Here is a 14,590-nt window from a genome sequence, read left to right on the forward strand (position 1 = left end):
AATCCCATCCTGCTCTAAGGTCCGCCTATGGCCCTGGAGTTGCGGCAGCTGCGGGTGGTCACAGCGATCGCCGACGCGGGCAGCCTGACGGCCGCGGCGCAACGGCTCGGCATGGCCCAGCCGTCGGTGTCCCAGGCACTGGCCCAGGCCGAACGTGCCGCGGGAGGGCCGCTGTTCCGGCGTGGCCCGCGAGGCGCGGTGCCCACTCCGCTGGGCGAGACGGTCGTCGGGCACGCGCGTGCCGTGCTGGACGCCATGGAGGGGATGGCCGCCGCGGCGGCCCGGCACCTGAAGGAGGACCGGCCGGCGACGGTACGGGTCGGCTGTGCGCCGGGGCTGCTGGTGGCCCATCTGTCGGCGGCGTTGCCCCTGGTGGCCGGCAGCGATGTGCAGATCATCACCGCCGCCGGTACTGCCGGCCACCTCGCGGCGCTGGCCGCCGGGCGCACCGAGGCCGCCCTGGTCACCCACTTCCCCGTGCCCGGCGAGGCGGCGGGGGCAGTGGGCGGCACGGAGGGGGCACTGTGCGGAGCGGTCGTCGCTGTGGAGCCGCTGTTCGCGGGCGTCTCCGCCCGGCACCCGCTCGCCGCACGCCCTGAGGCCGACCTCGCCGAACTGGCCCGGGAACGGTGGTTCCTGCCGCCCGGATCCGACGACGACCTGGGCGCCCAGCTGACCCAGGCGTGCCGGCGTGCCGGGCACCCGGTGGCGATGCGCGGCGCCGACCACGCGGCGGCTCTGGCCCTCGTGAGGGAGGGCCGTGCGGTGATGCCGATGCTGCCGGGCAGCCGGACGGGCCGCGATCTGGTGCTGCTGCCGCTGCGCGGCGAACCCCTCAGCATCGTCACGGTGCTCCACTGGCGGTCGGGCGGGCCGCTGCCCGAGGAGTGGATACGGAGCCTCTGGGAGCATCTGGTCCGCGCCCAGCGGGACATCATCGAGGCGGCACCCGTCTACCGCACCTGGCTGCTCGCCCATCCGTACTGGCGCACCACGCCTCTGGGTCCGGCGGCCGTCCACCGGCCACGCGGGTGAGGGACTGAGATCGCCGCGGCGCGAAGGCCGGTCGGGGCTCAGGCGCCGGTCGTGGCCGAACCCAGCCACCCCGGGTTGCGCTCCCACCACCCCGGTATCCGCCCGCTGTGCGGCAGAGCCGCGCGATAGGCGTCCAGCAGTCCCGTACGCATCCGTCCTGCGAACTCCCCGTCGGCCGGGCCGCCGTCCTGACGCCACAGCAGAATGTGCCGGGTACGGACCGGGCTGCCCCGCAACTCCCGGACCACCCCCGGTATCGGCAGGCCGCTGCTCAGCGCGTTCACGGCCACGACCACGGGGCCCCCGCGGCGCATCAGCTGCACCAGCAGCAGGGGTTCGACGGTTCGGACCACCATGGTCGGATGGCCCGCCAGGCGGCACTGCTCGATCAGGTGCCGGTCGAACTCGTCGTCGCCGTTGACCGCCATCAGCCAGGTGGTCCCGGCCAGTTCAGCCAGGTCGATCTCGGTGTGACCGGTGAGCGGGTGGTCCTCGGGCAGCCCGACGAAGAGGGGTTCCCTTCCCAGCACGGTCATCCGCACGCCGGCGGGCGGGACGATCGGCCGGCCGGGGAAGTCCGTGTGCAGCACCAGGTCGACGTCCCCGCGCACCAGCGCGGCGATCGCCTCGGCGGAGGGGTCGAGCACCGTCAGTTCGGCGATGTCGCCCGGGAAGATGCCGGCCGCCACCTCGTACATCAGCAGGGCCAACGGCGTCGTTCGCACCCCCAGACGCAGCGGACGCCCGCCGGCCGCCGCGCGATGCCCCTCGACCGCCCGGGCCAGCTCGTCCAGGCCGCGCAGCACCTCCACCGCGTAGGGCAGCAGGACCTCGCCCAGGGGCGTGGCGCGCGCGCCGAAGGGCCCTCGCTCGAAGACCGCCCCGCCCACCACGGCCTCGATGCGACGCAGTTGGGCGCTGAGCGCCGGCTGCGACAGACCCATGAGATGGGCCGCCTTGTTGAGGCTGCCTGCCGTGGCCACCGCCTTCAGGCACCGAAGATGCCGCGCCTCCAGATCCATGCCTGGAGTATGGGCGCGGCGCATGCCCGGGGCCAGGTGCCGAACGGCAGTCGCCGGCCTTCGCACGGGACCCACGCGCGCCGCTCGCCCGTGCCCTGTCAGTGGCGGGGCAGGCCCTTGACGCTCACAGGAGCTGGCCGAGAGCGATCTCGAAGGCCGTGTGGGCGACCCGGGTGCGGGCCTGGGAGCGTGCATGGCACGCACGCACCGCGGCGGCGATCGTGGACGACACGTCGTCGAAAATCGCCTCGTCGGTGATCTCGACACCGTCCTGCATCAGGAAGGCGAAAGTCCGGGCCATGCCGCAGTTCGCGATGAAGTCCGGAATGACGGCGACGCTGTGGTCCGCGTGTTCGTAGACCGGCCCGTAGAAGGTCTCGACATCGGCGAACGGCACGTTCGCACCACTGGCGATGACTTCCAGGCCATGAGCTGTCAGGCGGTCGACCTGGTCACGGCTGACCAGGCGTGAGGCCGCGCACGGCAGGAAGACCTCCGCGCCCGTGTCCCAGACGGCGGTGCTGATCTGGTCGAAGGGTATGAGGCCGTCGGCTCGCAGGGTGTTGCCGTCCCTGGCCAGGAACAGTTCCCGGATCTCGGAGAGGCTGTATCCGTCGGGGTTGACCAGCCCGCCGTCGCGGTCGATCACGCCGACCACGCGCGCGCCGTGCTGCGTTGCGTAGTAGGCGGCCGCGGCTCCGACATTGCCCCAGCCCTGGACGATGACGCGCTTGCCTCTGATGTCACCGCCGTAGGCCGCGTAGTAGTACCGCACCGACTCTGCCACGCCCCAGCCTGTGACGAGGTCGGCCACGGTGTACCTGCGCTTCGCGTCGGGGGTGAAACGCGGGTCCTCGACGACCTTGGACACGCCCTGGCGGAGTTGCCCGACGCGCTGGACGAGTTCCCGTGTGCCTTTGCCGAAAAGGCCGTTGACCACTCCTTCCTGCGGATGCCGCAGGCCGTGGCCTTCTGTGATCGGCACGACCTCCTGCATCTCGTCGACGTTCAGGTCGCCGCCGGTGCCGTAATACTCTTTCAGCAGCGGAGTGACTGCCTTGTACCAGCGGTGCAGCACCTCATGCTTGCGGGGGTCGCGAGGATCGAAGTCGATACCGGACTTGGCTCCGCCGATCGAGGGTCCGGACACGGTGAACTTGATCTCCATCGTCTTGGCCAGGGATTCGACCTCGCGACGGTCCAGTCCCTGGCGCATACGGGTTCCGCCGCCGGCGGCGCCACCGCGCAGCGAGTTGATCACGACCCACCCCCTGGCGGGTGTCTCGGAGTCGTTCCACTCGAAGACGATCTCCGGCGCTGTCTTCTCGAACTGGGCAAGCAGGTTCTTCACGACTTCTCTTTCCAAGGCGGGCAAGGAAGCGGGCAAGGGGAAAGGTGCTGCGCGCGAGCAAGCTCGCGCGGGGTCAGCCGAGACGGACGGCGAAGTCCGGTTCCGTCAGGCTCCGGACCTCGTCGACCGTGACACCGGGGGGCGAGTTCGCGCAGGACGAGCCCGGATGCGGTGACGCCGAGGACGCAGAGATCGGTGATGATCCGCTGGACGACGTGGCGGCCGGTCAGCGGCAGGGAGCACTCCCGACAGCAGGCAGCCGCGGGTGATGCCCTCGACACGGAAGTCTCTGGTCTCCTTGGGCGGGGAAGCCACGGCGATGCTGCCGTCGGGGTGATGGCGCCACGGCAGGCCCCCGTCGGCGACCTGGGTTCCCGCGCCCGTGAGGGTGCAGAAGCCGGGGATGCCTGCTCCGCCTGCCCGCAGCCGTTGAGGAGACGACCTTGTCCACTATCGGTTCCCTGCACGGGCGGACGGCGCCCCGGGCGGGACGGTGTGTTCCGGATGAGGCAGCACGGTGCCCCTGACCTCGCCCAGGCCGACGCGAGTGCCGGCAGGTCCGGGAGCCGTGGCGGTGATGACCACCTCGTCGCCGTCCTCCAGGAAGGTGCGGTGGTTCCCGCGCACGGTCAGGGGTTCGAGACCGTTCCACGTCAGCTCGATCAGGGAACCGCGGCTGTCCTTGGTGGGACCGCTGATGGTTCCCGAGGCGAAGAGGTCCCCGGTGCGCAGGCGGGCGCCGTTGACCGTCATGTGGGCCAGCTGCTGAGCGGCGGTCCAGTACATCTGGGCGAAGCCCGGCTCACTGATCGTGGTCCCGTTGAGCGCGACGTCGAGTTGCACGTCCAGCCCCCAGGCGGCCTCCAGACTGTCGTCGAGGTAGGGGACCGGTCGCGGATCACGTGGTGGCGGGGCGACGCGCGCCTGTTCGAGTGCGGACAGCGGCACGACCCAGGGCGAGAGCGACGTCGCGAAGGACTTGCCCAGGAAGGGCCCGAGCGGGACGTACTCCCATGCCTGGATGTCGCGTGCCGACCAGTCGTTGACCAGACACACCCCGAAGACGTGACGGTCGAAGTCGCCGAGGGCGACGGACTGCCCCATGGCTGTCGGCACGCCGACGACGAAGCCGAGTTCGGCTTCGATGTCGAGCCGCAGGCTGGGCCCGACGGTGATGTCTCCCGCCGCGGTGCGACGCTGCCCTCGGGGGCGGATCACCGGGGTGCCGGACACCACCACGGTCCCGGCCCGCCCGTGATAGCCGATCGGCATGTGCCTCCAGTTGGCCGTCAGAGGCTCGGAACCGGGCCGGAACATCCTTCCCAGATTGGCGGCATGGTGCTCGGAGGCGTAGAAGTCGGCGTAGTCCGCGACCGTGAACGGCAACAGCATCGACACGTCGCGGGCGGGCAGCAGGAACCGGGACACGGACTCCTGGTGCGCCGCGTCGCCGAGCCACCCGGTGACCGTGGCCCGGGTGTGGCTCCAGGTTGCCGGACCGGCCGCGAGGAGCCGGTCCAGTGAGCCCGCGGCGAACAGGTCCCTGTCCGTGGCCGCCAGAGCGGGCCAGGCCGCTGTCACATCGAGGATGTGGTCCCCGATCGCGACACCGGCGTGCGGCGGACCGTCAGGTCCTGTGAACGAGCCGTAGGGCAGGGTCTGCAGCCCGAAGGGGTGATCCCGGCGCATGGGCACCCATGAGCCGTGCGGCCGTGCGGCCGGGTGAGCTGGCATGTCATTCCTTTCCGGTGAGTCCCGGCGTGCCGAGGTCGGCCCCGGGTCCGTCGATGTCGCATGTGCCGAAGGAGGTGAACCACGCTCGTGAGGTGGCGAGGCGGGCCGGTGTGCAAGCGGCTCGAACCCGGTGACGGGGCCGGCGTGGCGGAGCGCATGGCGCAGGGCCGGGGTGACTTGAACGGCGCTTTCGCCCGAACGGCCCGCACCAGATCCTTGGCGGGGACAACGCCGACAACGGCCCTTGTGCGGGCAGCTGATCAGCAAGTTCGCGCCACTGGCGGTCCGCGCAGACGAAGAGCCCGCGGAAGTGTCCCGCCGGATCCTTCATTGCACGAGCTCCACCCGCAGAGGCAGGCGAGGGCGTCATGCGGGCGCTGCCCCCTGGGACCAGGACCAGGCGTACACCCCGTCGTCGGCGGCCTGGCCCGCCTCACCGAGTTCCAGCGGTCGGAAGGTGTCGACCATGACCGCCAGCTCGTCGAAGAACTCGGCTCCGAGGCTGCGCTCGACGGCGCCGGGCTGAGGTCCGTGTGCGTGACCTCCCGGGTGCAGGGACACCGAACCGGGGCCGATTCCGGATCCCTTGCGAGCCTCGTAGTCACCGCCGACGTAGAACATCACCTCGTCGGAGTCGACGTTGGAGTGGTAGTAGGGCACCGGGACCGCCATGGGGTGGTAATCCACCTTGCGGGGCACGAAGTTGCAGACGACGAAACCTGCTCCCTCGAACACCTGGTGGGCCGGCGGCGGCTGGTGGATGCGCCCGGTGATCGGCTCGTAGTCCGCGATGTTGAACGCGTACGGGAACAGGCATCCGTCCCAGCCGACCACGTCGAAGGGGTGGTGCGGCATGACGTGCACGGTGCCGGCCGGCCCGCCGGGACCGGATCCGCGGTGCTTGACGTAGACCTCGACGTTCTCTTCGTCCACCACACGCGGTGCGGTCGGCACCCGCAGGTCGCGCTCGCAGTACGGGGCGTGCTCCAGGAACTGCCCGTGGCGCGAGAGGAACTGCCTCGCGGGGGTGATGTGGCTGTTCGCCTCGATCGCGTACAGCCGAAGGGGGTGCGGACCGTCGGGTACCCACCGGTGTGTGGTGGCCCGGGGCAGGATCACGTAGTCGCCGGCCGCCACCTGCAGGTCGCCGAACACGGTTTCCACCGTTGCGGAGCCCGACTCCACGAAGACGCACTCGTCGCCGGTCGCGTTGCGGTACAGCGGAGAGGGACGGTCGGCAGCCACATAGGCGATCCGCACGTCACCGTTGCCCAGGACCAGCCGTCGGCCCGTCACCGCGTCCGCGCCCTGCCCTCCCGGCCCGGGAAACAGGTCGTGGAGCTTCAGATGCCGTGGAAGGAGGGGCCGGTTGGCGGCCGTCGAGTGGTCGGGCAGTTCCCAGGGGCGTGCGTCGACAAGAGCCGACGGAACACCGACGTGGTACAGCAGTGAGGAGTCCGAGGAGAAGCCCTCCTCACCCATCAGTTCCTCGTGGTACAGCGTGCCCGCCGGGCTGCGGTGCTGGGTGTGACGCTTGCGCGGGACGTTTCCGACGCTGAGGTAGTGAGACATCAGCTGCTCCTTGCAAAGGGGGGCGTCTCGTGACCTGGGCCGCTAGAAGTTCCCGCGCCGTTCCTGCTCGCGCTCCAGGGCCTCGAAAAGCGCCCGGAAGTTGCCCTTGCCGAAACCGAGGGAGCCGTGACGCTCGATGAACTCGAAGAAGACCGTGGGCCGGTCACCGATGGGCTTGGTGAAGATCTGCAGGAGGTAGCCGTCCTCGTCGCGGTCGACGAGGATGCCGCGCTTGTGCAGCTCCTCGATCGGCACACGGACTTCGCCGATGCGGGCACGCAGCTGCGGGTCCTCGTAGTAGGAGTCCGGAGCGGCGAGGAACTCGATGCCCTCCGCGCGCAGGCAGTCGACGGTGCGCAGGATGTCGTTCGTCGCCAGGGCCAGGTGCTGGGCGCCGGGGCCCTGGTGGAACTCCAGATACTCGTCGATCTGGCTCTTCTTCTTGCCGATGGCGGGCTCGTTCAGCGGGAACTTGACCCGGTGGTTGCCGTTGGCCACCACCTTCGACATCAGCGCCGAGTACTCCGTCGCGATGTCGTCCCCGATGAACTCCGCCATGTTGGTGAAGCCCATGACACGGTTGTAGAAGTCGACCCACTCGTCCATACGGCCGAGCTCCACGTTGCCCACCACGTGGTCCAATGCCTGGAACAGACGACGCGGCGCGTCCGGCCGCTTGGTGTAGCTCGAGGTCCGCGCCACATAGCCGGGCCGGTAGGGGCCCCGATAGCGGGAGCGGTCCACCAGACTGTGCCTGGTGGTGCCGTAGGCGGCAAGGGCCGCCACACGCAGCGTCCCGTGCTCGTCGGTCACATCGTGCGGCTCCTCCACCACGACGGCGCCCTGGGCCCGGGCGTGATCGATGCAGCGGTCGACGTCCGGTACCTCAAGAGCGATGTCGACGACTGCGTCTCCGCGCAGGCGGTGGTGCTCGTGCAGCGGGCTGTCGGGGGCGACACCCCCCTTGACGACAAACCGCACGGCGCCGCTCTTGAGTACGTACGCGTGGTGATCCCGGTTGCCGGTCTCCGGCCCCGAGTGGGCGACCAGCTCCATGCCCAGCGCGGACTGGAAGAAGTGCGCCGACTGCGTGGCATTGCCGACCACCCACTCCACGGCGTCCCACCCGGTCACCGGAAAGGGGTCGGCCGAGTCGTCGTACGAGACGAGTCCGACCAGCTGCTTCAGCTCGTCGAGACCGAGGTCGGCCAGACGCTCCTGGTCGGTGAGGTGCTGCTCAAGGCTCATGGTTCCTCCGTTGGCCGGACGCCGACGATGCGGCGAGGGACGTGCGGGAGTATGAGGCCATGAACGGGGCGGTGTGCAACGTGCCCATTATTTGCTGAGCATGGTGCTCATGCGTGCTATCAAAATCTCGTAAGTGCTATACAGGCTGCACAGCTAATTCCACTGCGATCAGAACGAAGGTGGCCGACCGTGTTGGACGAACTGGATGTGGCTCTGCTGAAGACACTCAGGGATCACCCTCGTGCGGGGCAGCTGGAAGCGTCCCGGCTGACCGGTGTGGCACGGGCGACCGTTCAGTCGCGCATCCAGAAACTGGAGACTGCGGGAGTCGTCACCGGTTATGGGCCGGACATCGATCTGCGCGCTGCCGGCTACACCGTGCAGGCGTTCGTGACGCTGGAGATCGCACAAGGAGCCTTGGACGCGGTCCAGGAGGAGCTGGAAGGTCATTCCTCCGTCGTGGAGGCGTTCGCCACCACGGGAGCGGGTGACGTCCTGTGCCGGATGGCCGCCCGCAGCCAGGAAGAGCTCCAGCAGGCGCTGCTGGACATCACCCGCTCACCGAGCATCGCGAGATCCATGAGTGTGGTGATTCTTTCGACGGTGGTCGAGCCTCGTTCCCTTCCGCTGCTCGAGGCGCACGCGCGCGCCGGGGGACGAGCTCCTGGCTACCGCCGCGCCGACCGCTCACCGGGTGGGAAGCGTGACGCGGAGGACCGGCAGACCTGAAGGCGTCCCGCGCGCCGTCGCCGACGACGCGCCGGGCACGCCGTCGGCGAGCCTCACGGCCGGCGGTCCCACGTCCGAAGAGAACACCGCAACGGCCGAGCCGCTCGCCCCGAACCAGACGATCACGTTCGGAAAGCGGATGGCGTCTCTGGCCAAGGCCGGCACTCTGAATGACATGGGTCGCGCAACCTTGTGCGGTGTGTGCCGCCTTCCACCGCAACCCGCGACTAGACGACTGGTCTACTCAGGCGTTACGGTAGGCGCATGCCGGTCGCCACGCGTAAACCAGACACCCGCCGGGTCATCCTCGACACCGCTCAGCGGATCATGGCTCACAAGGGCTACTCCGCCGTCGGCATCAACGAGGTGCTCGCGGAGGCCGGCGTACCGAAGGGGTCTTTCTACCACTACTTCGCCTCCAAGGATGCCTTCGGCGAAGCGCTCCTGAAGAGCTACTTCGCGGACTACCTCGCGGACATGGACGGCATTCTCGCCCGGTCCGGCCCTTCGGCGGCCGAGCGGCTGATGGCCTACTGGCAGCAGTGGCGGGAGACGCAGAGCATCGACGAGTGCCAGGGCAAGTGCCTGGCCGTGAAGCTCGGCGCCGAGGTCGCCGACCTGTCGGAGTCGATGCGCCTGGCCCTGAAGGAGGGCACGGGCGCCGTCGTCGACCGTATCGCGCGCACCATCGCCGACGGCCTGGAGGACGGCTCCCTCTCGGTCGACGGTGATCCCCGCGACGTGGCGCAGGCCCTGTACGACATGTGGCTCGGTGCGAGCGTCATGTGCAAGATCCACCGCAGTCTGGCGCCGCTCGACACCGTCACGGCGGTGACCCGCGGGCTGCTGCACCTGTAGGAGGACCGCGCCCCATGCCCGATCCGGCCATGGGGACCCTTCTTCCCTCTAATAGTAGACTGGTCTAATCACACCAGGGAGTGTGTCATGAAGGTTCTGATCGTTCTCACCTCGCACGACGAGCTGGGGGACACCGGTCTCAAGACCGGGTTCTGGCTGGAGGAGCTGGCGGCGCCGTACTACCGCTTCAAGGAGGCCGGCGCGCAGCTCGTGCTCGCCTCACCCCGGGGCGGGCAGCCGCCGCTGGACCCCAAGAGCAACGAATCCGGCTTCCAGACCGGCGACACCCGGCGCTTCGAGGCCGACCCCGAGGCGACCAAGGCACTGGCGAACACCGTGCGCCTGGACTCGGTCTCGGCCGACGACTTCGACGCGGTCTTCTACCCCGGCGGCCACGGCCCGCTGTGGGACCTGGCCGAGGACACCGTCTCCGCCCGGCTGATCGAGACGACCCTGCGCTCCGGCAAGCCGGTCGCACTGGTGTGCCACGCCCCCGGCGTGCTGCAGCACACCGTCGACGAAGACGGCACCCCGCTGGTGCGAGGCAAGAACGTCACCGGCTTCGCCAACACCGAGGAGGAGGCCGTCCAGCTCACCGACGTCGTCCCCTTCCTGGTCGAGGACAAGCTCACCGAGCTCGGAGGCGTCTACTCCAAGACCGATGACTGGCAGCCCTACGTCCTCAAGGACGGGCTGCTGATCACCGGGCAGAACCCGGCCTCCTCGGCTCCCGCAGCCGACGCCCTGATCGAACTGGTCACAAAGGGCGGCGTGTGAGCACACGCCGTCATGCACCGTGAGCGCGTGACCGACCCGGCCGAGCCGGCTGTTCATGCCGGCTCGGCTCGGGCAGGCCACGAGGTGACACCAGTCGTCGGACACGGAGCGATCGAAACCCTGAAGGGCACGCCGTTCGAGGGCGTGCTGACCCATCGTTTCCCGAACGCCGGGGACGCGCGGGCACGGCACGACAGCCCCGCCCACCAGGCAGCGCCACCCCACCGCCGAGTCGGCGCGGACCAGCACGTGTTCATCAGGGTCCGGCGGGGTTCGGCACGTACGGCCCTTCGGCCTCCATCGTCGGAGGCCAGTGGGCCGTCCAGCGCGCAGGTGGCAATCCCGGTGTCTGCGCCAACTGGAGCATCTACCCGGACACCGACTGGGTCGGCGTCATCCTCGCCAACCGTGACGATGTGCCGTTGGTGGAGATGATCCGACGGGAGACCCAGGCCGTCATCGGGGCCGCACCCGACGACGGGGGCGGTGGCTGACACCGGATCGGGAAGTTCAGCCGACGGACTGATTGCCGAGCGGTGCGGGGAGGCCGACGAAGCGCAAAGGGACTCCGCAGGACGGAAGTCGACCCGGACACCGCCTGCACGAGGAGTTCCCTTGCCGGTTGTCTGCGGTGCCGGGAAGGTGCCTGTCCGGGGCTCTCGGAACATCTGCATGGATTGCTGCGTGTTGCTCCGGCTTGCCTCCGATCACGCCTCGACGGTGGTCGGCCGGCGGCTGTTCCTGTCCCGGACCTGGGATCCCGCCTCGCCGGAGGCCGATGCGGGCAAGGCCGCCCGCCGCACTGCCTGCGGGTCAGGGACCGGCCTCTTCTTCTTCCCGTGTGTCGAACGCTTCGCGTGCGCGTTCGATGGCGGGCATGTTCTGTGCGGCCCACGCCAGCAGTACGTCGACGGGGTGGCGCAGGGTCTTGCCGAGGGGGGTGATCCGGTATCGGACGGCCACGGGGCGGGTGGAGACGACCTGGCGCTCGATCACGCCGTTGCGTTCGAGGCGCCGCAGCGTCGCTGTCAGCGACTTCTGCGTGACCTGGGGGACGGCCCGGCGTAGCTCGTTGAAGCGGCACGGGCGCTCGCAGAGCTCGTTGAGGACGCTGAGCGACCACTTGTCGAGGATCTGGTCGAGCAGTTCCCGGTGGGGGGCGTCGATGCGGAGTTCGTCGTCGGTATCCATGGCGAAACCTGGTCTCGTTGAAGTGTCCTTCTTCTACTAGGTAGCTTACGGATACCTGCTTCGGAGGGGAGAGACCCATGACTGTTCAGCACTTCACACCGAAGGGCATGCTGCAGCCGGTCCCGTACCATCACGTCGCCGTCGGCGCCGGGACCACGCACGTCCACGTCAGCGGCCAGATCGCGCGTCAGGCCGACGGGACCCCGGTGGCGCCCGGTGATCTGGCCGGGCAGGTCGCCCAGGCGCTGCGCAACACCGCCGTCGGACTGCGGGGCGCGGGCGCGTCGTTCGCGGACGTACTGCGCCTGACCTTCTACGTGACCCGGTGGGACCCGGAGAAGACCGGCGACTTCATGGCCGGCGTGGAGGCCGTCGCCGAGGAGATCGGCCTGCAACTTCCCATGCCTCCGGCCTCCCTCATCGGCGTCGAGCACCTCTTCGAACCGGATGTCCTCGTCGAGGTCGAGGCGACCGCGCTCCTGGACTGATCTCGGTGATGGTGAAGGAGCCGCAGAAGCCGACGGCCTTCGCGATGTGGTCTTCGGCCTTGATCTCCGCTGCCACGATCCATGTGTGCGCACGGGTCCCGGACCCGGCGGGCGCGGCCCTCTCGGGCGGTCCTCGGGGGTGTCGAACACATGGCCTGGGGGTGGTGTCACCGGCTCCGGAGGGGCGTCGCTGCGCATGTCGAGCGCCGGGACGCCCCCGGCGCCGGTCACATCCTGGCTGTCGGCGACGGCCGTCTGTACGCCTCGGCCGACCTCGTCGATGAATCCCGCACCTACCTGAGCGACGTGTCCGACTCCGACGATCTGGATGCGCTCGGCGCCGCGTCCCGGCTGTCGTGCGCCGCTTGCACGACGGCAGCCGATCTGACCGGCCGGAGCGCTGTCCCGGCGCTCCGGCCCCATGTCACCTCTCCTGCGGCAGCTCGGACGAGCGCGGTCCGTTCCGGCTGGTCCGACTCGCCGCTCAGTCCACCATGTTGGCGCCGAACATCGGCATCCCCGCGAGCGACAGCCCGGCGGCGTTCGGCGTGACGACCCGCGCGCCCGAGGTCACGATCTTGGTGCCGCCGGAGCGGAGGTAGGTCACCGTGCCGTCGCCCGCGTTCTCGGCGGAGCCGACGATCAGGTCGGCGCGGCCGTCGCCGGTGACGTCGTCGAGCTTGACGTCGTAGCCGAAGTAGTCCTTGTCCTCGTTCTCGCCGGGCACACCCGCGGTGTTCTGGGTGAACAGCTGGGCGCCGGTGGTGCGCAGGCCGGAGCGGGAGCCGTAGAGGACGGTGACCGCGCCGGTGTCGGAGGCGGCGCCGGCGTTCTCGCCCGCCGAGGCGATGGCCAGGTCCTGGTAGCCGTCGTGGTTGACGTCGCCGAGGTCGAGGTCGGATCCGAACCAGTCCTCGGTCTCGGCGGCGTCCGGGACGCCCGCGCTGTCCTGGGTGATGCCGGTGACCGAGCCGGGGCCGGAGGCCGTGCCGTAGGTGATCCAGACCTTGCCGCCCTTGCCGGAGTACGGGACCGGCGTGCCGTCCTCCAGGCGCGTCTCGTACTCCCAGCCGCTGACGATGTCGCCGTAGCCGTCGCCGTTGATGTCGCCGATCCCGGTGATCACGCCGGGGCGCAGCAACTTGGCGGCCGAGACGTTCAGTCCGCTCGCGGTGCCGGGGACGTAGTAGTTGCGGTTCCAGCCGTACTCGGACGTCGTCTCGAAGCCGTCGACGATCAGGTCGGTGCGCTTGTCGCCGTTGACGTCGCCGGCGGTGAGGTTCTTCGGGCCGCGGGCCGAGCCGCCGGACTGGATCGGGGCCCTGAAGGAGCTGCGGCCGCGCCCCGCGGTGCCGGTGGCGGTGATGCCGCCCCGGTAGACCTGGATGACGTTGGAGGTGTTGCCGACGGCGAGGTCGGCCCTGCCGTCGCCGTCGAAGTCACCGGCGGTGAGGTTCTTGCCCCACTGGTCGCCCGCCGACGGGGCCGGGTTGGGGACCAGGACGCCCCGGCCGGTGATGCCGGAGCGCGAGCCCCACAGCACGGTCACGGTGCCGCTGTCCGCATCCCCGCTGACGTCCTCCCACGGGGCGGAGACGGCAACGTCGTCGTAGCCGTCGTTGTTGAAGTCGGCGTAGGCGTGCTCGGCGCTGAAGCCGTCGCCGGCCTCGGCGGCGTCCGGGGTGCCGGTGGAGTTCTGGCTGATCACGGACCGCTTGGCGGAGGAGATGCCGCTGGTGGTGCCGTACAGCACGACGAACTGGCCGGCGCGCGCCCTGCCGCTCACGTACGCGCCCCAGGCCGAGAAGCCGATGTCGCCGATGCCGTCGCCGTTGAAGTCGGCCTGCGGGACGTGCATGGAGTCGGCGGCCGTGGCCGGCGTCGCCGCGAGGGTGAGCAGGCCGCCCGTCAGCGCGGCGGCGGTCGCGGTCGCGAGGGCGGTGCGAAGGTGCTTGTGCATGCGTTGGCCTCCTGAAGATCTGCGATCAAGAGACACACGGCAACGGTGAAGGGTTGTACGGGAGTTCGAGGAGTTTCCGATGTCTCCCGTTGAGGCTCGTTCCGCCGGGAAGCCGTCCGCCGAGAAGCTCACGGTCGGCGTGCTCGCGGTCACGCCGCCCTCGATGCCCGGGTACACCGCGACCGTGTCCTTCGTCTTGCCGGGACACGTCCGCGCCGCCAGGTCGGCCGGTCCGTCCCCGTGGAAGTCCGCCGCCGCGAGGCCGCGGCGGTGGTCGTCTGCCTCACCCACCGTCACTGCCTTGCCCCTGCGTCGCCGCGGGGCGGGCAGGCGCCGACCACCAGTGTCGTCGCTGCTCCCTTCGCCGGGATCGTGCCGGCCCGGACGGTGCCGTGTGCCACCCTGCTCGGGCGTCGCGCAGTGCTGCCCGCAGGCGGCGTCCTTCACCGCGTGGTCGGGTGAGGTGACGGGGCCGTTCGGATCGTGGTGTGGCGGGGGCCGCCCGGCCCCCCGGCCCCCCCCCCCCCGACCATCAACACCACCAACGCCAACCACCCAGCCGAACCCCGCCACAAACCCGCAAGCACCCCCAGCAGAGAGAGGACCAGAACAAACAACAACACAA

Annotated in this window: 13 protein-coding genes and 2 pseudogenes; 6 read left to right on the top strand and 9 right to left on the bottom strand. The window is 69.9% G+C overall.

The genetic code is table 11. From position 1 onward, the window contains the following. The first annotated feature begins 27 nt into the window (after nucleotides 1-27). Nucleotides 28-1,035, top strand: coding sequence for a LysR family transcriptional regulator (locus ACIQGV_RS37485; protein WP_402503433.1), 1,008 nt, complete (start codon nucleotides 28-30; stop codon nucleotides 1,033-1,035). Between the two features lie 38 nt (nucleotides 1,036-1,073). Here ACIQGV_RS37485 and ACIQGV_RS37490 read toward each other — a convergent pair whose 3' ends face one another. The 7 genes and pseudogenes from ACIQGV_RS37490 to hppD form a co-directional block, all read right to left on the bottom strand. Beyond that, nucleotides 1,074-2,057, bottom strand: coding sequence for a LysR family transcriptional regulator (locus tag ACIQGV_RS37490; RefSeq protein ID WP_402503435.1), 984 nt, complete (start codon nucleotides 2,055-2,057; stop codon nucleotides 1,074-1,076). A gap of 124 nt (nucleotides 2,058-2,181) precedes the next feature. Beyond that, nucleotides 2,182-3,408, bottom strand: a complete 1,227-nt coding sequence (locus ACIQGV_RS37495) for a Glu/Leu/Phe/Val dehydrogenase dimerization domain-containing protein (RefSeq protein ID WP_402503458.1) — start codon at nucleotides 3,406-3,408, stop codon at nucleotides 2,182-2,184. A gap of 73 nt (nucleotides 3,409-3,481) precedes the next feature. Beyond that, nucleotides 3,482-3,653, bottom strand: a pseudogene (locus tag ACIQGV_RS37500) (succinyl-CoA--3-ketoacid-CoA transferase); the annotation flags it as partial. Nucleotides 3,654-3,690: 37 nt separating this feature from the next. Next, nucleotides 3,691-3,840 (bottom strand): annotated as a pseudogene (locus tag ACIQGV_RS37505) (CoA-transferase); the annotation flags it as partial. A gap of 18 nt (nucleotides 3,841-3,858) precedes the next feature. Beyond that, nucleotides 3,859-5,142, bottom strand: coding sequence for a fumarylacetoacetase (gene fahA / locus ACIQGV_RS37510; protein WP_402503438.1), 1,284 nt, complete (start codon nucleotides 5,140-5,142; stop codon nucleotides 3,859-3,861). Between the two features lie 366 nt (nucleotides 5,143-5,508). Next, complete coding sequence (locus ACIQGV_RS37515; protein WP_402503440.1) at nucleotides 5,509-6,714, bottom strand: homogentisate 1,2-dioxygenase; 1,206 nt, start codon at nucleotides 6,712-6,714, stop codon at nucleotides 5,509-5,511. 42 nt (nucleotides 6,715-6,756) lie between these two features. After that, entirely contained in the window at nucleotides 6,757-7,962 is a 1,206-nt protein-coding gene (gene hppD / locus ACIQGV_RS37520; protein WP_402503442.1) for a 4-hydroxyphenylpyruvate dioxygenase, read from the bottom strand. Between the two features lie 189 nt (nucleotides 7,963-8,151). Between hppD and ACIQGV_RS37525 the strand changes: the two genes are divergently transcribed. From ACIQGV_RS37525 to ACIQGV_RS37540, 4 genes are all read left to right on the top strand, one after another. Then, a complete protein-coding gene (locus tag ACIQGV_RS37525; RefSeq protein ID WP_402503444.1) occupies nucleotides 8,152-8,691 on the top strand; it encodes an Lrp/AsnC family transcriptional regulator in 540 nt (179 codons plus the stop codon). A gap of 264 nt (nucleotides 8,692-8,955) precedes the next feature. After that, a complete protein-coding gene (locus tag ACIQGV_RS37530; protein ID WP_402503446.1) occupies nucleotides 8,956-9,549 on the top strand; it encodes a TetR/AcrR family transcriptional regulator in 594 nt (197 codons plus the stop codon). An 87-nt stretch (nucleotides 9,550-9,636) separates the two neighbouring features. Continuing rightward, nucleotides 9,637-10,326, top strand: coding sequence for a type 1 glutamine amidotransferase domain-containing protein (locus ACIQGV_RS37535; RefSeq protein WP_402503448.1), 690 nt, complete (start codon nucleotides 9,637-9,639; stop codon nucleotides 10,324-10,326). Between the two features lie 12 nt (nucleotides 10,327-10,338). Further along, nucleotides 10,339-10,761: a DUF1330 domain-containing protein gene (locus ACIQGV_RS37540; RefSeq protein WP_402503450.1), complete on the top strand. Its 423-nt coding sequence runs from the start codon at nucleotides 10,339-10,341 to the stop codon at nucleotides 10,759-10,761. A gap of 378 nt (nucleotides 10,762-11,139) precedes the next feature. Here ACIQGV_RS37540 and ACIQGV_RS37545 read toward each other — a convergent pair whose 3' ends face one another. Further along, on the bottom strand, nucleotides 11,140-11,517 hold the full coding sequence (locus ACIQGV_RS37545; protein ID WP_402503452.1) for a winged helix-turn-helix transcriptional regulator: 378 nt from the start codon (nucleotides 11,515-11,517) through the stop codon (nucleotides 11,140-11,142). Between the two features lie 77 nt (nucleotides 11,518-11,594). Here ACIQGV_RS37545 and ACIQGV_RS37550 point away from each other — a divergent pair, with 77 nt between their 5' ends. Continuing rightward, complete coding sequence (locus ACIQGV_RS37550) at nucleotides 11,595-12,005, top strand: RidA family protein (protein ID WP_402503454.1); 411 nt, start codon at nucleotides 11,595-11,597, stop codon at nucleotides 12,003-12,005. Between the two features lie 484 nt (nucleotides 12,006-12,489). On the opposite strand, the gene ACIQGV_RS37555 is transcribed toward ACIQGV_RS37550, so the two are convergent. Beyond that, complete coding sequence (locus ACIQGV_RS37555; RefSeq protein ID WP_402503456.1) at nucleotides 12,490-13,965, bottom strand: VCBS repeat-containing protein; 1,476 nt, start codon at nucleotides 13,963-13,965, stop codon at nucleotides 12,490-12,492. Between the last annotated feature and the right edge of the window lie 625 nt (nucleotides 13,966-14,590).

The organism is Streptomyces sp. NPDC093094 (genome assembly GCF_044754345.1).
Taxonomy (GTDB): Bacteria; Actinomycetota; Actinomycetes; order Streptomycetales; family Streptomycetaceae; genus Streptomyces.